This is a genomic window from Burkholderia sp. MSMB1589WGS (assembly GCF_001636105.1).
Taxonomy (GTDB): domain Bacteria; phylum Pseudomonadota; class Gammaproteobacteria; order Burkholderiales; family Burkholderiaceae; genus Burkholderia; species Burkholderia humptydooensis.
The window spans coordinates 664,907-687,822 of the sequence record NZ_LNJT01000007.1 but is presented as its reverse complement, the minus strand read 5'-3'; the positions used below and the strand labels follow the sequence as shown (position 1 = coordinate 687,822).

Genomic DNA, 22,916 nt, shown 5'->3' with positions numbered 1-22,916 from the left:
GGGGGCAATGCCGAGCCGGCGAGCGACCGGCGCCGCGCCACGCCGACGGGTCGGCCGACGCGGGCGCACGATCCAGGCGCTGTCGGGGCGGGTCAACGCGCCACCAAAGCCCGACGGCGCGCGCAATCAGAAGCGCGAATTGACCCAGTATTGGCCGCCGTCGACCGTCGTCATGCCGACCACCGACGACAGTTGCGGCTGATGCGCGAACGTGACGGGGCGTTCGCGCATGAGATGCCAGCCGTGCTTGTGCAGGCATTCGATCAGCGCGCCTTCGATCTTCCGGCTGTGCGTGCCGACGAACATGCGCTTGACCTTCTGGCTGAGCAGCGCCGCGCCGTGGACGAGCACTTCCTCTTCCGAGCCCTGGATGTCGCAGTGCAGGAAATCGACGGCGTCGAGGCCGTCGAAGATTTCGTCGAGCGTGCGGATCGGCACTTCCTCGTGCGGGACCGCGCGGCCGACATAGTCGACGTCGGGCGCGCTGTCGGCCGCCTGTCCGCCGTTCTCGAACGCGCTGTTCACGACGGGGAAGAACATCGTGCCTTTCTTGATGCCGACCGCGCCGTGGATCGCGACGCTTTCGACCGTCGGGCCCGCGCCGTTCGACTGGCCGGCGAGATCGTTCGCCGCGTAGTTCTCGGAGATGAGCGCGTGGAAGTAGCGGCTCGCCTCGACGGCGCGCACCGACACGTTCTTGCCGAGGCGCTTCGCGATCACGCCCGCGAGTGCGGCCCAAGGCGCGTAGCTTGCCCCCAGCTCGACCATCGCGAAATGCGGGCTGGCGCTGTGCTCGATGCTGTCGAGCAGCGCGACGTATTCGATCGCCTCCGCGCGAACGCCGTCGTTCGGAATCGGCGGCGCCGTGAGCGTGTGTCCGTTGAGGGCGTTGGCCCACGGCACGAAGTCCGTGCGCGTCTTCACGCCGAAATAGTCGGTCACGTAGCCCGTGGAGCCTTCGGCCGGCTTGTGATGACGCGCGAACAGATCGAGATCGGCAGGCGTCCAGCCGCCGAAGAAATCGCCGCCCAGTGTCTGTCGGGCCGATAGGAGGTGCTGAAGCTGTTCAGATGCTGTCATGAGACTGCCTACCTTCCTGGATGGGGTAAAAGTCACGCCGCACCGCGTGCGGCGGCCCGGGACAACGCGTGCCGCGTTGTCGGGTTGCGCACGTCGACGAGTCAGGCTCGGCGATTGTTTCGTCGTATGCGCCGCCCCGCTGCGTTGTCCGGCAATCCTAGCGTCACGCAGAATACCGCAAAATTTTGTCGTGGCAACACTCTTGCACGCCGATCGTCGATGGGCCGCGTGTTTGCCGTGTGTTCGATGCGGGCTTCGCGAGTTCGATTGACGTCGGCATGCTGGAATACGACAGCCCGAACCCTTTCAGCCGCTTGCGGGATGTAATCGGCGCGTTCGATCGTTGCTCGGCGTGCGTCGCCGATTTCGAGAAGGCTGTTGAAAGGCTTGCTCACGCGTTTGCGATCGGGGGAGGTCGTGGCGCGGTGCACGGGCCGGCGGCGTTCAGGCTGACGTCGGCCCGCGTTGCCGGCGAGGGCGAGATCGACGGCGCATTCGATCGCTCGATCGGTGGCGCGGCGATGAGGCGAAGAACGATGTCGCCGCGATTCACGCGGCCCGCGCCGGCATCCGCACGCGCGTCGCCGAGCGCGCGCGGCAGGCGTTCCCGTTCACGCCTCGGCCGGATGCGGCGCGGTGAGCCCTCGCTCGACCGCATACACGGCGATCTGCACGCGGCTCGTCAGGTTCAGCTTCTTCAGGATGTTCTGCACGTGGATCTTCACCGTGCTCTCGGCGACGTCGAACTCGCGCGCGATCTCCTTGTTGCTCGTGCCGCGCGCGAGCGCGCGCACGATGTCGTGCTCGCGCGGCGTCAACTGGTCGGGATCGACCGACGCATGCGCGACAGGCGCTGCCGCCAGGGCCGGCGCGGGACGCACGGCGGGCGCCGGCGTGCGCAGGCTCGCGATCCACTTCGCGGTCATGCTCTCGGCGATCACCGGCTCGCCCGCGGCCGCCTTGCGGATGCCCGCGACGAGCGTCTCCGCGTCGATGTTCTTCACGAGGAAGCCGCACGCGCCGTCGCGCAGCGCGGTCGTCAGCTCTTGCGCATCTTCCGACACCGTGAGGATCACGACGTGCGCGGACGGCACGTCCTGCACCAGCAGTTGCAGCGTTTCGAGCCCCGACAGCCCCGGCATGTTCAGGTCGAGCAGGATCACGTCGGGCTGATGCTGCTTCGCGCGCTTCACGCCCTCGACGCCGTCGGGCGCCTCGTCGACGACGTCGAAGTCCGGCTGGCGCTGCAACAGCAGCTTGACGCCGCTGCGAAAGAGCGTGTGGTCGTCGATCAACAGTACGCGTATGGTCATGATTGTTGTCCTCGTTCTTGTTCCTATGCCGCCTGTCGCGCGTCGGCCGGCAACACCAGCTCGACGCGCGCGCCGCGTTGCGGCGCGCCCGTCAGCGTGAGCGTCGCGCGCAGGCGGGCGGCGCGCTCGCGCATGATCGCGAGCCCGACGTGCGTGTCCGCGCGCGCGGCGAGCGCGGCCGGATCGTAGCCGCAACCGTCGTCGGAGACGGACAGCCGGAACGCGGCGCCGTTCTCGACGTCGACCGCGACGTGCCCCGCGTGCGCGTGCTTGCGCACGTTCGACAACGCTTCCTGCAGGATGAACAGCACCTGCAACTGCTCGTCGGGCGGCAGCGGCGCGCCGCCCGTCTCGCGATAATTCAGCGCGCACGCGATGCGCGTCTGCTTCTCGAAGCGCGCGATCGTTTCCTCGATCGCCGCCTTCAGCTCCCCTTGCGTCAAGCGCGTGCGGAAGTTGAGCAGCAGCTCGCGCACGTCCGCGTAGCTCTGCTCGACGCCGTGCCTGAGCATCGGCACGATGTCGCGCGCGTCGGCGAGGTTGTCGTGTGCGATCGCGTCGCCGAGCATCTGCGTCTGCAGGTTCACGAAATTGAGGCTTTGCGCGATGCTGTCGTGCAGCCCCTGCGCGACGAGATTGCGCTCTTCGGCGACGGCGAGCTGCCGCGCGCTCGCGGACAGCCGCACGTGGTCGAGCGCGATTCCGAGATGGCGGCCGAGCGTCTCCAGCACGCGCCGCTCGGCGTCGGGCAGCCGCGACGCGTCGCGATAGTGCAGCGAGAACGAGCCGAGCACGGCGTCCTGCGTCATCACCTTGAATACCGCGACGGCCGCGAAGCCCTCGCGCGAGCACGGCGTCGGCGAGCGCGCGGCGCTGCCGCGCAGATCGTGCAGCACGGCCGTTTCCGCGCGCGTCACGGTGCCGCAGAAGCAATCGTCGACGGGCATGCAGCGCTCAAGCTCGGTGAGCTCGGTCGACAGGCCTTCCGCGATCACGAGATGCAGTTTTTCGCCGGTCGGATCGGTGACGCGGATGCTGCCCGCATCCGCGTCGAACTGCGCGATCGTGCGCGACAGAAAGCCCGAGCACATCTCGTCGACGGCCTGAGGGCGGTTCAGGAACGCGGTGATTTCGTAGAGCGCGCTCAGCTCGCGGTTCTGCGCGGCGAGCTGCGCGGTTTTTTGCTGCACGCGTTCCTCGAGCCCCGCGTAGACCTCCTGCAGTTCGCTCGCCATCCGGTTGAAGCCGTGCGCGAGATCGCCGAACTCGTCGCGCGTCTGCACGGGCAGCCGCACCGCGAATTCACGCGCGGCCATGCGCTTCAAGCCATCGCGCAACTGCATCACGGGCAGGATGATCCACAGAAACAGCAGGTAGATGACGGCGACCGTGCCCGAGCACGCGAGCAGGCCGAGCGCGATCTGCGACAGGCGCAGCCATGTCGTCTTGCGCGCGTTGTCCGATTCGATCTCGCGCACGAGCAGATCGGCTTCGTCGACGAAGCCCGGCAGCGCGACGAGATAGGCGGCGGCCGCGTCAGGGCGCGGCGCGCCCGTCAGCGCGGCGTCGGCGAGCGGCCGCAGCGCGGCGTTCCAGCGATCGGCGACGATGTCGAGCTGATGCTGGACGACGGCGGCATTCGGCAGAAAGAGGGGGCGCGACGGATCGCCGCGGCGCAGCCGCGCGAGCGTGCCGTCGATCGCGCCGACCTCGGCCGCGAGCTGGCGGCGCGGCTCGATGCCCGCGCCCGAGAGTTCGACGTAGGTGCGCGTCGCGCGCATCCGCAGGCTGCCGGCGTCGTTGATCGCCGCGCCCGCGCCCTCGAGCTGCCACGACAGCCACAGCGTGCCGCCCACCATCGCGAGGACGAGCGCCCACGCGATCGCCGACAGCGCGACGATCCGCGTCGACAGGCGGTGCCGCCATGGGGCGGGGGAGTCGGGGAGGGCGGAATCCATGGCACGTCATGATTCTTTTGAACATGACAATTGTCCTGCCGAATGTTGCGTCCCTGCTGCGACATTCGCGCACGTGGGGCATCGCGGCGCACCCGCCCGGTGCGCCGATGCCGCCGTCATGCCGCCGTCATGCCGCCGTCAGGTGTTTGGCTCCGGCCCTGCCCGAACCGCCTCTATCGGCGCGCGCGCACGAGCTGCCACGCGCGGCCGACGTACGTGACCGACGCGAAGCCGCTCCACACGTGCACGAGCCGCGTGAACGGGAAGATCGCGAAGAGCGAGAGCCCCATGAACAGGTGCGCCTTGAAGAGCCACGGCGCATCGGCGACATGGCTCGCCGCGTCGCCGCGGAACGTGACGATGTGCTGCGCCCACGTCATCAGTTGCACCATCAGATGGCCGTCGGTGTGGCTCGCCGACTCGAAGATCGTCGACAGCCCGAGCACCAGCGTGACGAGGAGCCACGCGAGCAGCACCTTGTCGCCGCGCCGCGTGACGGCCGCGATCCGCGCGTTCGTGAGCCGCCGGTGCAGCAGGATCGCGAGGCCCGCGAGCGCGAGCGAGCCCATCACGCCTCCCGCCGTCATCGCGACGAGCTGCTTGAAGTGGTGGGTGACGCCGAGCGCGTCCCAGACGGCCACGGGCGTGAGCAGCCCGACGAGATGCCCGAAGAAGAGCCCGAGCACGCCGACGTGAAAGAGGATGTTGCCCGTGCGCAGCGCGCCGCGATGCAGGAGCTGCGAGCTGTCGGACTTCCACGTGTACTGCTCGCGCTCGAAGCGCGCGAGGCTGCCGAACAGGAAGATGGCGGCGGCGATGTACGGATAGATGCCGTAGACAAACGTATTCAGATAATCCATGACGTGACCTCGAAACGGGTTCGCGACGCCCCCGCGTCACGCGCGGGGTGCGGGCGTCGCCGCGCGGCGCGGCGGATGAAAGCGGATCGGCTGCGCGAGCGACGCGTCGGCCGCCGGCGACAGCAGCGGCTCGACGCCGTCGGGGCCGGGGCCGAAGCGTTCGAGCGCCTCGTCCATCGTGCGCGGCGGCGGCTCGGCCACGGGCCGCGGCTCGACGGGCGAGCGCGCGCGCAGCACCGCGAACGCGGCCGCGTACGGACTCTGCGCGCGCGCGAGGCGCTCGCCGAGCGCGGCGAGCACGTCGATCGCGTCGCCGAGCAGATGCGCCGCGTGCGCCTCGTCGCCGTCGCTCGCGATCGCGCCGAGGAACTCGACGAAGAGCGGCACGTAGTCGGGCAGCTCGCTGCCGACAGGCTCGAAGCCGTGGCGCCGGTATTCGTCGAGCAGATCGACCATCGCCTGGCCGCGGTCGCGGCTCTCGCCGTGCACGTGCTCGAACAGATGCAGCGAATGCGACGGCGTGCGGTCGAACGTCGCGACGTAGCGCTCCTGCAGCTCGATCAACGGCGTCGCGCGCAGCGATGCGAGAAGCGGCGCGAGCGTCGCGCGCGCGTCGGGAAACGCGTCGAGCGCGCGCTCGACATCGGGCAGCGCGTCGAGCAGCGGCTGCTCCGGGTAGGTCAGCAGGGCGGACAGAATCGGATAGATCGACATGACGTTTTCCTCGTGCGATACGCTCATGCGGCGCTCGCTTTCTTGCGCGTGACGGTCGGCAACGCGGCGTACGACACGGCCGTTTCCTTCTTGCGGTCGAACAGCGTGCCGTCCGACGTGCCGCCCGAGCAGCCGTTGCCGAACGAGAAGCCGCAACTGCCTTTCTCGTCGAAGCTGTCCTCGGCCATTTCCTTGTGCGACGACGGAATCACGAAGCGGTCCTCGTAGTTCGCGATCGCCATCAACTGATACATGTCCTCGACCTGCGCGGCGGTGAGCCCGACCTGCTCGAGCACCTGCGCGTCGTGCTCGCCGTGCACGGTCTGCGCGCGCTTGTACGCGCGCATCGCGAGCATCCGGTCGAGCGCGGCGGCGACCGGCGCTTCGTCGCCCGCCGTCAGCAGGTTCGCGAGATAGCGCAGCGGAATCCGCAGGCTGCGCACGTCCGGAATCACGCCGTTCATCCCCATGTGGCCCGACTGCGCGGCGCCCTGGATCGGCGAGAGGGGCGGCACGTACCAGACCATCGGCAGCGTCCGGTATTCCGGATGCAGCGGGAACGCCACCTTCCATTCGCACGCCATCCGGTAGACGGGCGAGCGTTTCGCCGCGTCGAGCCAGCTTTGCGGGACGCCGTCGGCCAGCGCCTGGCGCTCGATCGCCGGATCGTGCGGATCGACGAACACCGAAAGCTGCTCTTCATAGAGCTTCTGCGGATCGGCCACGGACGCGGCCTGCTCGATGCAGTCCGCGTCATACAGCATCACGCCGAGATAGCGGATGCGCCCGACGCAGGTTTCCGAGCACACGGTCGGCTGGCCGGCCTCGATGCGCGGGAAGCAGAACACGCACTTCTCGGCCTTGCCGGTCTGCCAGTTGAAGTAGATCTTCTTGTACGGGCAGCCGGAGATGCACATGCGCCAGCCGCGGCACTTGTCCTGGTCGACGAGCACGATGCCGTCGTCCTCGCGCTTGTAGACCGAGCCGGACGGACACGATGCGACGCACGCCGGGTTCAGGCAGTGCTCGCAAAGGCGCGGCAGGTACATCATGAAGGTGTTCTCGAACGTCGAGTACATCTCCTTTTGCACCGCCTCGAACAGCTTGTCGCGGCCGCGCGACTTGAACTCGCCGCCGAGGTCGTCTTCCCAGTTCGGCCCCCATTCGATCTTGTCCATCTTCTGGCCGGTGATCGCGGAGACCGGGCGCGCGGTCGGCGGCGTCTGCGACAGCGGCGCGTTCTGCAGATGCGCGTAGTCGTACGTGAACGGCTCGTAGTAGTCGTCGATCGCGGGCAGGTTCGGGTTCGCGAAGAGGTTCGCGAGGATCTTCAGCTTGCCGCCCTGGCGGGGCTCGAGCTTGCCCGAGTCGTTGCGCTTCCAGCCGCCTTGCCACTTGTCCTGGTTTTCCCACTCGCGCGGGTAGCCGACGCCCGGCTTCGTCTCGACGTTGTTGAACCACGCGTACTCGACGCCGTCGCGCGAGGTCCACACGTTCTTGCAGGTGACGGAGCAGGTGTGGCAACCGATGCACTTGTCGAGATTGAGCACCATCGCCACCTGTGCGCGGATCTTCATTGTTCTGCTCCTTCGTTAAGCGGCTCTTCGAGCCAGTCCACCCGGTTCATCTTGCGCACGATCACGTATTCGTCGCGATTGCTGCCGACGGTGCCGTAGTAGTTGAAGCCATACGCCTGCTGCGCGTAGCCGCCGATCATGTGCGTCGGCTTCGTCACGGTGCGCGTGACCGAGTTGTGAATCCCGCCGCGCTTGCCGCTCGTTTCCGCGCCCGGCACGTTCACGATCTTTTCCTGCGCGTGGTACATCAGGCACATGCCGGCCGGCACGCGCTGCGACACGACCGCGCGCGCGGTCAGCGTGCCGTTCACGTTGAACACCTCGACCCAGTCGTTGTCGAGGATGCCCGCCTGCTGCGCCTCGGCCTCCGAGAGCCACACGTGCGGGCCGCCGCGCGAGAGCGTGAGCATCCGCAGGTTGTCCGAGTAGGTCGAATGGATGCCCCATTTCTGGTGCGGCGTGATCCAGTTCAGCACGAGCTCCGGCTGGCCGTTCGGCATCCGCTTGTGCAGCGGCGCGACGGTCTTCGTGTCGATCGCCGGGCGATACGCGCACGAACCTTCGCCGAAGTCGAGCATCCAGCGGTGGTCCTGATAGAACTGCTGGCGGCCCGTCAGCGTGCGCCAGGGAATCAGCTCGTGGACGTTCGTGTAGCCGGCGTTGTAGCTCACTTCCTCGGATTCGAGCCCCGACCACGTCGGCGCGGAGATGATCTTGCGCGGCTGCGCCTGCACATCGCGGAAGCGGATCTTGTCGTGCTCGCGGCCGAGCGCGAGATGCGTGTGATCGCGGCCCGTGATCTTCGAGAGCGCGTCCCATGCCTTCACGGCGACGTGGCCGTTCGTCTCCGGCGCGAACGTGAGGATCATCTCGGCCGCGTCGATCGCAGTGTCCAGGCGCGGCCGGCCGCGGCTCACGCCGGGCTCGGCGACCGTGTCGGAGAGCGCGCCGATCTCCTTCACCTCGTGCTCGGTGTTCCAGTTGATTCCCTTGCCGCCGTTGCCGAGCTTGTCGAGCAGCGGGCCGATCGACGTGAACTTCTTGTGGATGTCGCCGTAGTTGCGCTCGACGACGGTCATCGACGGCGCGGTCTTGCCGGGAATCAGATCGCATTCGCCGCGGCGCCAGTCCTTCGGCTCGAACGGCTGGCCGAGCTCGCCCGGCGTGTCGTGCAGCAACGGCGTGCAGACGAGGTCGCGCCGCGTGCCGAGGTAGGGGCCCGCGATCTCGCTGAACTTTTTCGCGATCGCCTTGTAGATCTCCCAGTCGGTCTTGCTTTCCCACAGCGGCTGCACGGCTTCGGACAGCGGGTGGATGAACGGATGCATGTCCGACGTGTTGAGATCGTCCTTCTCGTACCAGGTCGCGGTCGGCAGCACGATGTCGCCGTACAGGCACGTCGTGCTCATCCGGAAGTCGAGCACGGTGAGCAGGTCGAGCTTGCCTTCGGCCGCGTCGCGCACCTGCACCTCGGATGGCTTGAGCGCGTCCGCCTCGTCGCTGAAGAGCGCGTTCTGCGTGCCGAGCAGGTACTTGAGGAAATACTCGTGGCCCTTGCCCGAGCTGCCGAGAATGTTCGAGCGCCACACGAACATGTTGCGCGGGAAGTTCGCGGGGTTGTCCGGATCGTCGCATGCGAACGCGAGCTTGCCGCTCTTGAGCATCTCGACCGCATAGGCGATCGGCTCCTTGCCCGCGCGCTCGGCTTCGTCGACGACGTCGAGCGGATTACGGCCGAGCTGCGGCGCGGACGGCAGCCAGCCCATCCGCTCGGACTTCGCGTTCAGGTCGAGCAGCGTCATGCCTTCGTACTTCGAAGGATCGGCGGTCGGCCCGAGGATTTCGCCCACCGCGAGCTTTTCGTGACGCCACTGGCTCGTGTGGTTGTAGAAGAACGACGTGCCGTTCATCTGGCGCGGCGGGCGCGACCAGTCGAGCGCGAACGCGAGGGGCGCCCAGCCGAATTGCGGACGCAGCTTCTCCTGGCCGACGTAGTGCGCCCAGCCGCCGCCGCTCTGGCCGATGCAGCCGCACATCATCAGCAGGTTGATGATGCCGCGGTAGATCATGTCGTTGTGATACCAGTGGTTGAGCGCCGCGCCGACGATCACCATGCTCTTGCCGCGCGTGCGGTCCGCGTTGTCGGCGAACTCGCGCGCGACCTGGATCACGAGATGACGCGCGACGCCCGTGTGCTTTTCCTGCCATGCGGGCGTGCAGGGCACGTCGTCGTCGTAGCCAGCCGCGACGTTCGGGCCGCCGAGGCCTTGATCGACGCCGTAGTTCGCCATCTGCAAGTCGTAGACGGTCGCGACGAGCGCGCTCGTGCCGTCGGCGAGCACGACGCGCTTCGCGGGCACGCGGCGCGCGAGCAGCGATTCGCGCTCGCCGCCGAAATACGGAAAGCCGACGTCGACGATTTCGTCGTGCGCATCGACGAGCGAGAGCCTGGGATCGATCGCGCGGCCGCTGCCGCCGTCCTTCATTTCGAGATTCCAGCGGCCGGCCTTCTCGCCGCCGTGGTGCGCGGCCTCGCCCCAGCGAAAGCCGATCGAGCCGTTCGGCGCGACGATGTCGCCCGTCGCGGCGTCGATCGCGAGCGTCTTCCATTCCGGATGGTTCGCTTCGTTCAGCGAAGCGGCGAGATGCGACGCGCGCAGGAAGTGATCGGACACGCGCACGCCGTCGCGCTCGCGCAGCAGCACGAGCATCGGCATGTCGGTGTACTGCTTCACGTAGTCGCGGAAATACGCGGACTTGCTCGACGCGTGGAATTCCTTCAGCACGACGTGGCCCATCGCCATCGCGAGCGCGGCGTCGGTGCCTTGCTTCGGCGCGAGCCAGATGTCGCCGAACTTGACCATCTCGCCGTAGTCGGACGAGATCGCGACCGTCTTCGTGCCCTTGTAGCGCACCTCGGTGTAGAAGTGCGCGTCCGGCGTGCGCGTCTGCGGCACGTTCGAGCCCCAGACGAGCAGGTAGCTCGAGTTGTACCAGTCGGCCGATTCGGGCACGTCGGTCTGCTCGCCCCACACCTGCGGGCTCGCGGGCGGCAGGTCGCAGTACCAGTCGTAGAACGACAGGCATGCGCCGCCGATGAGGCTCAGATAGCGCGCGCCCGCCGCGTACGACACCATCGACATCGCCGGAATCGGCGAGAAGCCGACGACGCGGTCCGGCCCGTAGCGCTTGATCGTGTACGCGTTCGCGGCGGCGATGATCTCGGTCGCGGTGTTCCAGTCCGCGCGCACGAAGCCGCCCAGGCCGCGCACGCTCTTGTAGCGGCGCGCCTTCTCCGGGTTCTGACTGATCGATTCCCACGCGGCGATCGGGTCCATCGTCTTGCGCGCCTCGCGCCACATCTCCATCAGGCGGCCGCGGATCATCGGATACTTGACGCGCTGCGCGGAGTAGACGTACCAGCTATACGACGCGCCGCGCGGGCAGCCGCGCGGCTCGTGGTTCGGCAGGTCGGCGCGCGTGCGCGGGTAGTCGGTCTGCTGGGTTTCCCACGTGATGAGGCTGTTCTTCACGTAGACCTTCCACGAACAGGAGCCGGTGCAGTTCACGCCGTGCGTCGAGCGGACGATCTTGTCGTGCTGCCAGCGGCTGCGGTAGCCGTTTTCCCAGCGCCGGTCCTCGTCGACGACGGCGCCGTGGCCGTCGGAGAACGTGGATTTCACGCGCGACATGAACTTCAGCCGATCCAGAAAGTGACTCATCGTGTGTTTCTCCAAGGGCATCCGCGGTCGCCCTCGGGTGCTGCGAATGCTTGTGTCAGGGGACAGTCCGAGATTACGGCGCGCGCGCTCGCGCGCCCATTCGCCGATGGAGCGGGAAACGGGCGGGAGAAGAACTAGTTCGAAAGAACTAGAGGGCGCGGCGCGCCCTGTGGAAATGCGAACCGGATGCGGCGGCGTGTCGCGCCGCGCCGCATCCGGCGGGAGGCGTCAGCGCGCCGTCCTCAGCACGGCATCGACGCGTTGCGGCGCGCGTAGAACCACCAGGTGATCGCGACGCACGACACGTAGAACGCGATGAAGCACGCGAGCGCCGGCACGGCCGAGCCCGTCATGTCGAGCGACGTGCCGAAGCTCTTCGGAATGAAGAAGCCGCCGTACGCGCCGATCGCGCCCGAAAAGCCGAGCACCGCGGCCGATTCCTTGCCGGCGTCGAGCGCCGCCTGCTTTTGCGCGGCTTCGCCCTGGCCCTGCGCCGCGCGCTGCCGCTCGGTCAGGAAGATGACCGGAATCATCCGGAACGTCGAGCCGTTGCCGATGCCCGTCAGCGCGAACAGCACGATGAACATCGCGAGGAAGCCCGCGAAGCTGCCCGCGTCGCCGCCCGACGGCAGCGTCGCGATCACGCCCGCGACTGCCGCGATCATCGCGGCGAAGGTCCAGAACGTCACGCGCGCGCCGCCGATCCGGTCGGACACCCAGCCGCCGACGGGCCGCATCAGCGCGCCCGCGAGCGGGCCGATGAACGCGTACGCGGTCGGGTTCACGTTCGGGAAGAGCGCCTTCGTGAGGAGCGCGAAGCCCGCGGAGAAGCCGATGAACGAACCGAAGGTGCCGACGTACAGCCAGCACATCAGCCAGTTGTGCAGCCGGCGGAAGATCACCGCCTGCTCGGCGAACGACGCCTTCGCGTCGGCGATGTCGTTCATGCCGAACCACGCGGCGAGCGTCGCGACGACGATGAACGGCACCCACACGAAGCCCGCGTTCTGCAGCCACAGGTTCGTCGTCGCGCCGTGCGCGGCGACGGTCTGCGGATCGCCCGCGAGCGCGCCGAACAGGCCCGCCGAGATCACGAGCGGCGTGACGAACTGCACGACCGACACGCCGAGGTTGCCGATGCCCGCGTTCAGGCCGGTCGCGAGCCCTTTCTTCGCCTTCGGGAAGAAGAAGCTGATGTTCGCCATCGACGAGCTGAAGTTCGCGCCGCCGAACCCGCAGAGAAGCGCGAGGATGAGGAGCGTCGGATAGCCCGTGCCCGGATCACGCAGCGCGAAGCCCATCCCGAGCGCGGGGATCAGGAGCGTCGCGGTGGAGATCGCGGTGAAGCGGCGGCCACCGAAGATCGGCACGAGGAACGAATAGAAGATGCGCAGCGTCGCGCCGGAGAGCGCGGGCAGCGCGGTGAGCCAGAACAACTGGTTCTTGCTGAAGTGAAAGCCCGCGCGATCGAGATTGACGACGACGACGCTCCAGAGCGACCAGACGACGAACGCGAGCATCAGCGCGGGAATCGAGATTGCGAGATTGCGCCACGCGACGGGGCGCCCCTTGGCCTGCCAGAAGGCCGGGTTTTCGGGGTCCCAGCGCACGAGTAGAGAAGTGGACATGATCGAATCCGTTGAGTGAACGAAGATGACGAAGACGAAGCTCACGCGCAGCGGGCGGCGAGCACGCGCTGGTCCTGCGCCGCGCGCTCGGCGCGGAAGCTGAAGTACATCCAGACGAGGCTCACGCTGACGGCGCCGTAGAGCAGCATGAAGCAGGTCGAGCGCACGCCCGTCAGGTCGACGAGCGCGCCGAACAGGATCGGCAGCGCGAAGCCGGCGAGGCCGCCCGCGAGGCCGACGATGCCCGACACCGCGCCGATGTCGTCAGGGAACTCGTCGGCGATGAACTTGAAGACCGACGCCTTGCCGACCGCCATCGCGATGCCGACCGTGAACAGCAGCGCGGTGAACGCGACGGGCGTGAGCGACAGATGGAAGCCGAGCGGGCCGTGCGCGGCGCGGATCGTGAAATCGGTCGGCGGATAGCTGAGCAGGAAGAACATCACCCAGCAGATCCACATCACCCACCACGTCGTGCGATACGCGCCGTAGCGGTCGGAGAGCCACCCGCCGATCGCGCGCAGCACGCCGCCCGGCAGCGAGAAGCACGCGGCGAGGAACGCGGCCGACTGGATGCCGAAGCCGTATTCGCCGACGTAGTACTGCGTGAGCCACAGCGACAGCCCGACGTAGCCGCCGAACACGACCGAGTAGTACTGCGAGTAGCGCCACACGCGCGGGTCCTTCAGCACGCGCAGTTGCGCGCGCAGCGACGTCGCGTTCGTCGAGCGGTGCGCGGGATCGGTTGCGGAGAACAGCCAGAAGAGGAGCGCCATCGCGAGCATCGCGATCGCGTAGACGCGCGGCACGATGGTCCACGTGCCCGCCGCGGCGATCAGCGCGGGCGCGACGAACTTGTTGACGGCGGCGCCCGAGTTGCCGGCGCCGAACACGCCCATCGCGAGCCCCTGGCGCGCTTTCGGAAACCAGCGCGCGACGTAGGGCGTGCCGACCGAGAACGAGCCGCCCGCGAGCCCGACGAACAGGCCGAGCACGAGGAATTGCCAGAGCTCGGTGGCGTACGCGATCAGCCAGATCGGCGCGACGGTGACGAGCATCAGGATGAAGAACACGATGCGCCCGCCGTAGCGATCGGTCCAGATGCCGAGCGGCACGCGGATCAGCGAGCCGGTGAGCACGGGCATCGCGGCGATGAGGCCGAATTCGGTGTCGTTCAGGCCGAGCGTTTTCTTGAGCGGAATGCCGAGGATCGCGAACATCATCCAGACGGCGAAGCACAGCGTGAACGCGATGGTGCTCGACACGAGCACGGGCATCGCGCGCTTGTCGAGCGATGCGGGAGGAGCGGAGGTTGAAGCCATGACGATTCTCTCGAGACGAGGAGGAGCGTCTCAAGAGTAGGGACGGGCGATGCCCTTGCCTATTCGCCGGAGGAACGGGCGCGGTTGCGTCGCTGGGTCGACCGGACTAGTTCGATCGGCGGGGGCGCGGCTGCGTGTGTGACGAAAATGCGAAATAAGATTTGACGCATCCGCTTAAAACCCATATACTTTTATTTCTTTGACGCGGGGTGGAGCAGTCTGGCAGCTCGTCGGGCTCATAACCCGAAGGTCGTAGGTTCAAATCCTACCCCCGCAACCAAATTCGGCGATGTCCACGCGCAAATGACCGATGCGCGAATCGCCCAGGCGGAAACCCGGCTCTCGAGCCGGGTTTTTGTCTTTCTGCGTTCTGCATTTCGTTTCCCGCTTCTTTCCGATTTCAATGGGCAGCGTGCCGTCGCACCGAGCAGTTGAAACGTGAACTGTGTTTTTGTACAGTATCGGCACCTTGGACAAGCCGACGCCTTCCTTCGATCCGTCTCCGCCGCCTTCGGGTGACGCGGCGCCCCTCGCGCGCAAGATCATCCATTGCGACTGCGACTGCTTCTACGCATCGGTCGAGATGCGCGACGATCCGTCGCTGCGCGGCCGTCCGCTCGCGGTCGGCGGCCGCCCCGACCAGCGCGGCGTGATCGCGACCTGCAACTACGACGCGCGCCGTTACGGCGTGCATTCGGCGATGTCGTCGGCGCTCGCGATGCGCAAGTGTCCGGATCTGCTGATCCTGCCGCCCGCGATGGACAAGTACCGCGCGGCGTCGCGGCTCATCATGGCGATCTATCGCGACTACACGCCCGACGTCGAGCCGCTGTCGCTCGACGAGGCGTATCTCGACGTGAGCCGCGCGACGCGTTGCCAGGGCAGCGGCACGCTGATCGCGCGTGAGATTCGCGAGCGCGTGCGCGACACGGTCGGCGTCACGGTGTCGGCGGGCGTCGCGCCGAACAAGTTCATCGCGAAGATCGCGTCCGACTGGAACAAGCCAGACGGCCTGTTCGTCGTGCGGCCGCACGAAGTCGACGCGTTCGTCGCCGCGCTGCCCGTGCGCAAGCTGCACGGCGTCGGCCAGGTGACGGCGGTGCGCCTCGACAAGCTCGGCATTCGCACCTGCGCGCAATTGCGCGGCTGGTCGCTGTTCGATCTGCATCGCGAATTCGGCGCGTTCGGCCGACGGCTTTACGAACTCGCGCGCGGCGTCGACGAGCGGCCGGTGCGCGCGGACCAGGAGCGCAAGTCGGTGAGCGTCGAGACGACCTACGTGCAGGACCTCGCGACGCTCGACGAATGCGCGGCCGAGATCCGTCGATTGACCGGGCTGCTCGATGCGCGGATCGAGCGGGCGGGGGCCGCGCGCTCGATCAGGAAGCTGTACGTGAAGATCCGCTTCGCGGATTTTCAGCGCACGACAGTCGAATGCGTCGCCGACGCGACCGACGCCGAGACCGCAGTCGCGCTGCTCGCGAAAGGGCTCGCGCGCCGCAAGCAGGCGGTGCGGCTGTTGGGCGTCGGCGTGCGGATCGACGAGGACACGGCCGAGCGGCACGGACAGATCGCGCTCTTTGACGACGACGTGAGCGACGGCGACGACGCGTCGCCCGGCGCGTGAGCGAACGCGCGGCGCGGCGCGCTGCTTCGACGGGGCGATAAAAAAACGGCAACCCGTCGGTACGGGCTGCCGTTCGTCGATATTGCGGATCGGCCGCGCGCCCGACCCGGGCGCGCGATGCCGAACGCGTCACGCGCGCGGCTGCGCGGCGTCGGCCATCCCGCTGTGGCGCAGCAGCGCGTCGATGTTCGGCTCGCGGCCGCGGAACGCCTTGAACGAGTCCATCGCCGGGCGGCTGCCGCCGACTTCGAGAATCTCGCGCCGATAGCGCGCGCCCGTCGTCGCATCGAGCACGCTGCCCGCCGAGCCGGCCGCTTCCTCGAACGCCGCATAGGCGTCGGCGGACAGCACTTCGGCCCACTTGTAGCTGTAGTAGCCGGCCGCATAGCCGCCCGCGAAGATGTGGCTGAACGTGTTCGGCCAGCGCGAGAACGGCGCTTGCGGAATCACGTGGAAGCGCTCGTTGATCTTGCGCGCGAAGTCGTTGACGCTCGTCTTGCCGGACGCCGGATCGAAGTCGACGTGCAGCAGCATGTCGAACATCGAGAACACGATCTGGCGCAGCGTGCCGAGGCCGCTCTGGAAATTCTTCGCGGCGAGCATCTTGTCGAAGAGCCCGCGCGGCAGCGCGTCGCCCGTGTCGACGTGCGACGACATCGACTTCAGCACGTCCCACTCCCAACAGAAGTTCTCCATGAACTGCGACGGCAGCTCGACCGCGTCCCATTCGACGCCGTTGATGCCGGACACGCCGATCTCGTCGACGCGCGTGAGCATGTGATGCAGCCCGTGGCCGAACTCGTGGAACAGCGTGATCACCTCGTCGTGCGTGAAGCACGCGGGCTTGCCGCCGATCGGCGCGGAGAAGTTGCAGGTCAGGTACGCGACGGGCGTCTGCACGCGGCCGTCGCCGCGCTTCGCGCGCGAGCGCGCGTCGTCCATCCACGCGCCGCCGCGCTTGCCTTCGCGTGCGTACAGGTCGAGATAGAACTGCGCGACGAGCGAGCCGTCGCGGTTCTCGACGCGGAAGAAGCGCACGTCCTCGTGCCAGACGGGCGCGTCGTCGCGCGCGATCCGCACGCCGAACAGCGTCTCGGCGACCGTGAAGAGGCCCTTCAGCACCGCGGGCTCGGGGAAGTACTGCTTCACCTCGTTCTCGGAGAACGCGTAGCGCCGCTCGCGCAGCTTCTCGGCCGCGTACGCGACGTCCCACGGCTCGAGCGCAGCGAGGCCGAGCTCGCCCGACGCGAACGCGCGCAGCTCGTCCCAGTCCTTCTCCGCGAACGGGCGCGCGCGCTTCGCGAGATCCTCGAGGAACGCAATCACCTGCTGCGGCGATTCCGCCATCTTCGGCGCGAGCGACACTTCGGCGAAGTCGTGATAGCCGAGCATCGTCGCCTCTTCGCGGCGCAGCGAGAGTTGATCCGCGACGATCGTCGTGTTGTCCCAGTCGGCCTTGCCGTCGCCATACTGCGGGCCGAGCTCGGATGCGCGCGTCACGTAGGCGCGGTACATCGCCTCGCGCATCGCGCGGTTCTGCGCGTATTGCAGCACCGGGAAATACGACGGGAAGTGCAGCGTGAACTTCCAGCCGGCCTTGTCTTCCTTTTGCGCGGCCTCGCGCGCGGCCGCGATCGCATCGTCGGGCAGGCCGGCCAGCTCGTCCTCGCTCTGCGCGTAGTACGCGTAGCCGTTCGTCGCGTCGAGCACGTGATCGGAGAATGATTTCGACAGCGCCGCCTGTTGCTCCTGCAACTCGGCGAAGCGCGGCTTCCGCTCCTCGGGCAGCTCGGCGCCCGACAGGCGGAAGTCGCGCAGCGCGTTGTCGAGGATTTTCTTGCGCTCGGCGGACAGCGTCGCGTATTCGGCGCTCGCGGCGATCGCCTTGTACTTCTCGTAGAGCGCGAGATTCTGGCCGACGCTCGACCAGAACTCGGTCACGCGCGGCAGGTTCTCGCCGTAGACGGCGCGCAGCTCGGGCGTGTCGGCGACCGCGTTCAGGTGGCCGACGACGCCCCATGCGCGGCCGAGCGGCTCGGTCGCATGCTCGATGGTCTCGACGACGGCGGCCCAGGTCGCGGGCGTCTCGGGCCGCGCGGCTTGCTCGACGGCGTCGTTTGCATTCGCGAGCAGCGTGTCGAGCGCGGGCGTCACGTGCTCGGGGCGAATTTCGCCGAAGCGGGGCAGGCCTGAGAAATCGAGAAGCGGGTTGGCGTTTGCGCTGACGGACATAGTGCTCCCTGGCGGTTTCGGTTTCGGGTTGGGGGAAGACGGCGGCGCACGGCGCCGGCCGTCGCGTCATGTCGACATTATTGGGGCGCATCGCGCGCTTTCCAATCGTTAGTTTCCAACGAAGCGATTGGGGCGGGAACGCGGGGCGGCGATGGCGGCCCGCTGCGCGCATACGCAGGCGTGTGCATGCGGCGAGCGATATGGGAGGGCGGGGAGGGCGTTTCCGGACCGTGAGCATCCGGTTTTCCGCACGACGCTGCGAGGAGGCGCGCGGCAGCATGGCGGCCGACGCGGGCGGCCATCGCCTCCCGGAGCCGGCCGGCTCGCCCGCCGCCGCAAGCGTTGGCGAACCCGCCGTCAGGCCGCGGCCGCGGCGCGCTCGGCGGCTTCGATCGTGTTGATGAGCAGCATCGTGATCGTCATCGGGCCGACACCGCCGGGCACGGGCGTGATGTGGCCCGCGACCTGCGAGACGCCCGCGAAGTCGACGTCGCCGCACAGCTTGCCTTCGTCGTTGCGGTTCATCCCGACGTCGATCACGGTCGCGCCCGGCTTCACCATGTCGGCCGTCAGCACGTTGCGTTTGCCGACCGCCGCGACGACGATGTCGGCTTGGCGCGTGTGCGCGGCGAGCTCGCGCGTCTTGCTGTGGCAGATCGTGACGGTCGCGCCCGCTTCGAGGAGCAGCAGCGCCATCGGCTTGCCGACGATGTTCGAGCGGCCGATCACGACCGCGTTCGCGCCCTGCAGCGGGATCTTGTATGCGTCGAACATCTTCATCACGCCGTATGGCGTGCACGGGCGAAAGAGCGGCTTGCCCGTCAGCAACGCGCCGGCGTTCGCGACGTGAAAGCCGTCGACGTCCTTCTCCGGCGCGATCGCCTCGATCACCTTGTGGCTGTCGATGTGCGCGGGCAGCGGCAACTGCACGAGGATGCCGTGGATTTTCGGATCGCGGTTCAGTTCGTCGATGCGCGCGAGCAGCTCGGGCTCGGAGAGCGTCGCCGGATAGCGGTCCTTCAGCGAGAAGAAGCCGTTGTCCTCGCACGCCTTGATCTTGTTGCGCACGTAGACTTCGCTCGCCGGGTTGTCGCCGACGAGGATCACCGCGAGGCCCGGGCGGTGGCCGCGCGCGGCTAGCGCGGCGGCGCGCTCGGCTGCTTGCGCGCGCAGGGTCTTCGAAAGGGCGTTGCCGTCGATCAGGGTGGCTGTCATGGTGGGAATTCGCTTGGGCGAGGTTGGATATGCGGGCGTGCGGCGCCGGGTTGCGCTGCAGCGAAGCATCGAATTATACCGCCCGCCTGTCGTCAGCCGACACCGACCAGGTCGATTCGCGCCATGCGCCGCGTGAGGCGCGGGAGAAAAACGGGGACGGCATGTGCCGGAGAGCGGGGATGCGCGCGGGCATGCAGGCGGACGACGGGACGGCGGGAACCGGAAACATCGCGCGCGCCGTCGCGCCGCAAAAAGAGCCGCTCGCCCGGCGCGCACCGGGCGGGAGAGGGGGCGTGGCGCCGCGCGTTACGCCTGTTTCTTCGACAGCGCGAGCCGCAGCAGATCGGCGACCGTGTTGACGTTGAGCTTTTCCATGATGTTCGCGCGGTGCGCCTCGACCGTCTTGATGCTGATTCCGAGGTCGTCGGCGATCTGCTTGTTCAGGCGGCCGGCGATGATCCGCTCGAGCACCTGCTGCTCGCGAGCCGTCAGCTTCGACAGGCGCTCGCTCGCCGCGCGCTGCTCCTGGACGCTCTTGCTCTCGCTGCGCGCCTTGTCGAGCATCCGCTCGACGAGCTTGCGCAGCTCGGCTTCGTCGAACGGCTTCTCGATGAAGTCCATCGCGCCTTTCTTCATCGTCGACACGGCCATCGGCACGTCGCCGTGGCCCGTCACGAAGATGATGGGGAGCGCCGCGTTCTCGGCGATCAGGCGCTCCTGCAGCTCGAGGCCGCTCATCCCGGACATCCGCACGTCGAGGATCAGGCACGCGATCTGTCCCGCCTGCTGCGCGGGCTGGTAGGCGTCGAGGAACTGCTCGGCGCTCGAGAAGCATTGCACGCGATAGCCGTTTGCCTCCAGCAGCCAGCGCAGCGAGTCGCGCACGGCCTCGTCGTCGTCGACGACAAAGACGGTTTCCTGAGAGGTGGTGACAGGGCTATTCATATCTCTCCCGTTACGGTTTGTGATGGCGATGTCTCGGATCCGCGACCGCGATCCTCCGGTTCCCCAACGGGCAGGCTGCAGTGGAACGTCGCGCCCGACACGAAGCCGTCAGGCTCGACGTTGTTGACCACCCACAGACGCCCGCGATGCGATTCGATGATCGAGCGGCAGATATTGAGCCCCATGCCCATCCCGTCCGACTTGGTGCTGTAGAACGGTTCGAACAGGCGTTCGGCCGTCGCCTCGTCGACGCCCGGACCCTGGTCGATCACGCGGATGTCGACGAAACCTGCTTCGAGGTCGGCGACGACGCGGATCACGCCGTTCTCCGCCTGCGGCCGCGCCTCCTGCATCGCCTCGGCCGCGTTCTTCATCAGGTTCACGAGCACCTGCTCGATCAACACGGGGTCGACATAAATAATAGGCATTCTTGCGCGGATTTCGGTGACGATCCGAATCCGGCGCTTTCTCGCCTCGATTTCGGCGAGCCCGACCGCGTCGGCGACGATGTCGGCGACGCGCGACGGCTGCCGCTTCGGCTCGCTGCGTTTCACGAACTCGCGGATCCGCTTGACGATCATCCCGGCCCGCAGCGCCTGCTGCGCGGTCTTCTCGAGCGCGGGCGCGAGCGTCTCGGGCGACGCGCGGCCGCTCTTCACGAGCGCGAGCGTGCCGGAGCAATAGTTGTTGATCGCGGCGAGCGGCTGGTTCAGCTCGTGCGCGATCGACGACGCCATCTCGCCCATCGTCATCAGCCGGCTCGTGAACTGCAGCTTCTCCTCCTGCTGGTGCGCGAGTTCCTGCGCCTTCTTGCGCGTCGTGATGTCGGTCGCGATCTGCATCTGCGCGAGGTGGCCGTCGACCCACTGGATGTACTGGCGGCGCACCTCGAACCACTTCTGAATGCTCTCGACGTACACCTCCTGCGCGTCCGCCGTGCTCTCGGTGAGCGCGGCGGCGGGCAGGCCGGCGTATGCGTCGACCAGGTCGATCGAGTCGGACGACGCCTGCGCGGTGTCGAAACCGCCGCCCGACAGCTCGAGATGGCCGTCCGGACGGATGCCGAACAGATGCCGGTAATAGCGGTTCGCGAACAGGAGCTCGGCCTCGTCCGCGGCGAGCACCGACACCGCGGCGTCGAGGCTTTCGAGCACGGTCGTGAAGCGCTCGTGCGCGGCCGCGAGCTCTTCGCGCGCGCGCTTCGGCTCGGTGATGTCGGTCATCGACGACATCCAGCCCGTCTGCCGGCCGGCGCTGTCGATGAGCGGCGATACGTACAGGCGCGCGTGAAAGAGCGAGCCGTCCTTGCGGCGCACGCGCAGCTCGAAGCCGGAAGAAGGCGCCTTGCCGCGCAGCGTCATGTCGAGCTGGCGCTGCATTTCCGGGTATGCATCGCGCGGCCAGTACGGGAACGGCGCGGTCTTGCCGACGAGGTCGCTCTCGTCCCAGCCCGTCATCCGGCAGAACGCCGGGTTCACGTGCGTGATCCGGCCGTGCATGTCGAGCACGCGCATGCCGATCAGCACCGAATTTTCCATCGCGCGGCGGAAGAACGCCTCCGCGTACAGCGCCTGCTGCGCCTCGAAGCGCTGCCGCGTGTGCTTCCACAGGCTCCAGAGGCTCCACAGCACGAAGCACGACAGGCCCGCGACGAGCCACACGAGCGTGTTGTTGGTCAGGTTCGTCGTTTGCGGGTACGCGTAGACGCGCACCGTGAGGCCCTGGCCGGGCGGGTCGAGCGGCAGGTCGTAGTGCGCGTCGCGCGGCAGCCGCGGGCGCGACGACGTCGACGCGAGCTCGCGGTTGTTCGCGTCGGTGATCGAGATCTTGTATTTCGCGGACAGCTCGGGCGGGATGTCGTGCTTCAGGATCCCTTCAACCGAGAACACCGCGGCGATCGAGCCGAGGTACTCGCGGTCGCGGATCACGGGCGTTTGCAGCGTCAGGTAGCCGTTGCCGAAGTCGTCGTAGACGAGCGGCGAGTACGACTGCCGGCGCGTGCCGCGCGCCTCGGCGTACGCGCCGCGCACGACTTCGTCCATCTGCGCGTCGCCCGGCTTCGCGAGCCGCTGGCCGAGGACCGGCAATTGCATCGTCGGCCAGCGTTTCGTGCCGGGCGACGTGTACCAGTTCAGATAGAGGATCTCGGGATGCGCCTGCATCACGTCGCCGACCGTCGCCTGGAACGCGTGCTCGTCGACGCGGCCCGCGGCGATGTCGCGCGAGAACGCCTGGAGCTGCTCCTGCGCGCTCGTCATCGACAGCCGGATCTGCTGCTGCGCCCACGCGACGTTGCGAAACAGCGTGTCTTCCTGCTGCTGCTCCTCGCGGCGGTTGAGGCTCCACAGAATGAGGCTCATCACGACGAGAAAGACCAGGATCGACAGCAGGGGGGTGAGCAGGTAAGAGTTGGACCACCACGGTCCGTGGTGCCAGCGGGACGGCTGCGACTCCGCCGGCGAGCCCGACGGTCGCGCCGAGCGAGCGAAAAGCCGATCGGTCAACATGGCAGGATTGTAGCTCAGCGCGCCATGCACAAAAGGCGTACAAGAAAGATTGAACCGAAAGCGGAATTATCGATACATGTTGCGCGGCAAATGCCGGCCGGATGAGTGCGGCGCAGCAATATTTCACATTACAAGAAATGATCTCATAATTCGAAAATTTTGTTGCGCGTTGCGTGCGACGCTCTTTACAATCCGCGGGAGCTTGTTGCAGCCGGC

The 22,916-nt window shown here is 67.6% G+C and carries 16 protein-coding genes and 1 tRNA gene; 3 read left to right on the top strand and 14 right to left on the bottom strand.

The window, feature by feature from the left end; translation table 11 throughout:
- Positions 1-126: 126 nt before the first annotated feature.
- From WT16_RS11095 to WT16_RS11050, 10 genes are all read right to left on the bottom strand, one after another.
- Positions 127-1,080, bottom strand: coding sequence for an FkbM family methyltransferase (locus WT16_RS11095; RefSeq protein WP_063533342.1), 954 nt, complete (start codon positions 1,078-1,080; stop codon positions 127-129).
- 101 nt (positions 1,081-1,181) lie between these two features.
- Positions 1,182-1,475: a hypothetical protein gene (locus tag WT16_RS33640; RefSeq protein ID WP_156521431.1), complete on the bottom strand. Its 294-nt coding sequence runs from the start codon at positions 1,473-1,475 to the stop codon at positions 1,182-1,184.
- Positions 1,476-1,691: 216 nt separating this feature from the next.
- A complete protein-coding gene (locus WT16_RS11085; RefSeq protein WP_063533340.1) occupies positions 1,692-2,393 on the bottom strand; it encodes a response regulator in 702 nt (233 codons plus the stop codon).
- Between the two features lie 23 nt (positions 2,394-2,416).
- The gene (locus tag WT16_RS11080; RefSeq protein ID WP_059929291.1) at positions 2,417-4,351 is read right to left on the bottom strand and encodes a type IV pili methyl-accepting chemotaxis transducer N-terminal domain-containing protein; all 1,935 of its coding nucleotides are present in this window, start codon (positions 4,349-4,351) and stop codon (positions 2,417-2,419) included.
- A 173-nt stretch (positions 4,352-4,524) separates the two neighbouring features.
- Positions 4,525-5,211 (bottom strand): respiratory nitrate reductase subunit gamma, encoded by a 687-nt coding sequence (gene narI, locus WT16_RS11075; protein ID WP_006025931.1) that lies wholly within the window; start codon positions 5,209-5,211, stop codon positions 4,525-4,527.
- A 36-nt stretch (positions 5,212-5,247) separates the two neighbouring features.
- A complete protein-coding gene (narJ, locus tag WT16_RS11070) occupies positions 5,248-5,952 on the bottom strand; it encodes a nitrate reductase molybdenum cofactor assembly chaperone (RefSeq protein ID WP_063533339.1) in 705 nt (234 codons plus the stop codon).
- Positions 5,949-7,502 (bottom strand): nitrate reductase subunit beta, encoded by a 1,554-nt coding sequence (gene narH / locus WT16_RS11065; protein WP_063533338.1) that lies wholly within the window; start codon positions 7,500-7,502, stop codon positions 5,949-5,951. Before narH ends, narJ begins: the two co-directional genes overlap by 4 nt.
- On the bottom strand, positions 7,499-11,224 hold the full coding sequence (locus tag WT16_RS11060) for a nitrate reductase subunit alpha (protein WP_063533841.1): 3,726 nt from the start codon (positions 11,222-11,224) through the stop codon (positions 7,499-7,501). Before WT16_RS11060 ends, narH begins: the two co-directional genes overlap by 4 nt.
- A 242-nt stretch (positions 11,225-11,466) precedes the next feature.
- Complete coding sequence (locus tag WT16_RS11055) at positions 11,467-12,852, bottom strand: NarK family nitrate/nitrite MFS transporter (protein ID WP_009912978.1); 1,386 nt, start codon at positions 12,850-12,852, stop codon at positions 11,467-11,469.
- 41 nt (positions 12,853-12,893) lie between these two features.
- Positions 12,894-14,174, bottom strand: a complete 1,281-nt coding sequence (locus WT16_RS11050) for a nitrate/nitrite transporter (protein ID WP_063533337.1) — start codon at positions 14,172-14,174, stop codon at positions 12,894-12,896.
- Positions 14,175-14,377: 203 nt separating this feature from the next.
- Between WT16_RS11050 and WT16_RS11045 the strand changes: the two genes are divergently transcribed.
- Both WT16_RS11045 and dinB read left to right on the top strand, forming a co-directional pair.
- Positions 14,378-14,454: transfer RNA gene (locus tag WT16_RS11045), tRNA-Met, on the top strand.
- A gap of 189 nt (positions 14,455-14,643) precedes the next feature.
- Entirely contained in the window at positions 14,644-15,801 is a 1,158-nt protein-coding gene (gene dinB, locus WT16_RS11040; protein WP_082874782.1) for a DNA polymerase IV, read from the top strand.
- 129 nt (positions 15,802-15,930) lie between these two features.
- On the opposite strand, the gene WT16_RS11035 is transcribed toward dinB, so the two are convergent.
- From WT16_RS11035 to fixL, 4 genes are all read right to left on the bottom strand, one after another.
- On the bottom strand, positions 15,931-18,033 hold the full coding sequence (locus WT16_RS11035) for a M3 family metallopeptidase (RefSeq protein ID WP_063533335.1): 2,103 nt from the start codon (positions 18,031-18,033) through the stop codon (positions 15,931-15,933).
- A gap of 357 nt (positions 18,034-18,390) precedes the next feature.
- A complete protein-coding gene (gene folD, locus WT16_RS11030; RefSeq protein ID WP_006025939.1) occupies positions 18,391-19,248 on the bottom strand; it encodes a bifunctional methylenetetrahydrofolate dehydrogenase/methenyltetrahydrofolate cyclohydrolase FolD in 858 nt (285 codons plus the stop codon).
- A gap of 306 nt (positions 19,249-19,554) precedes the next feature.
- Positions 19,555-20,193: an oxygen response regulator transcription factor FixJ gene (gene fixJ, locus WT16_RS11025; RefSeq protein WP_006025940.1), complete on the bottom strand. Its 639-nt coding sequence runs from the start codon at positions 20,191-20,193 to the stop codon at positions 19,555-19,557.
- Positions 20,190-22,700, bottom strand: a complete 2,511-nt coding sequence (fixL, locus tag WT16_RS11020) for an oxygen sensor histidine kinase FixL (RefSeq protein ID WP_009912971.1) — start codon at positions 22,698-22,700, stop codon at positions 20,190-20,192. Before fixL ends, fixJ begins: the two co-directional genes overlap by 4 nt.
- On the opposite strand from fixL, the gene WT16_RS34375 reads away from it, so the two are divergent.
- Entirely contained in the window at positions 22,620-22,805 is a 186-nt protein-coding gene (locus tag WT16_RS34375; RefSeq protein ID WP_075644977.1) for a hypothetical protein, read from the top strand. The genes fixL and WT16_RS34375 overlap by 81 nt on opposite strands.
- The last annotated feature ends 111 nt before the right edge of the window (positions 22,806-22,916 follow it).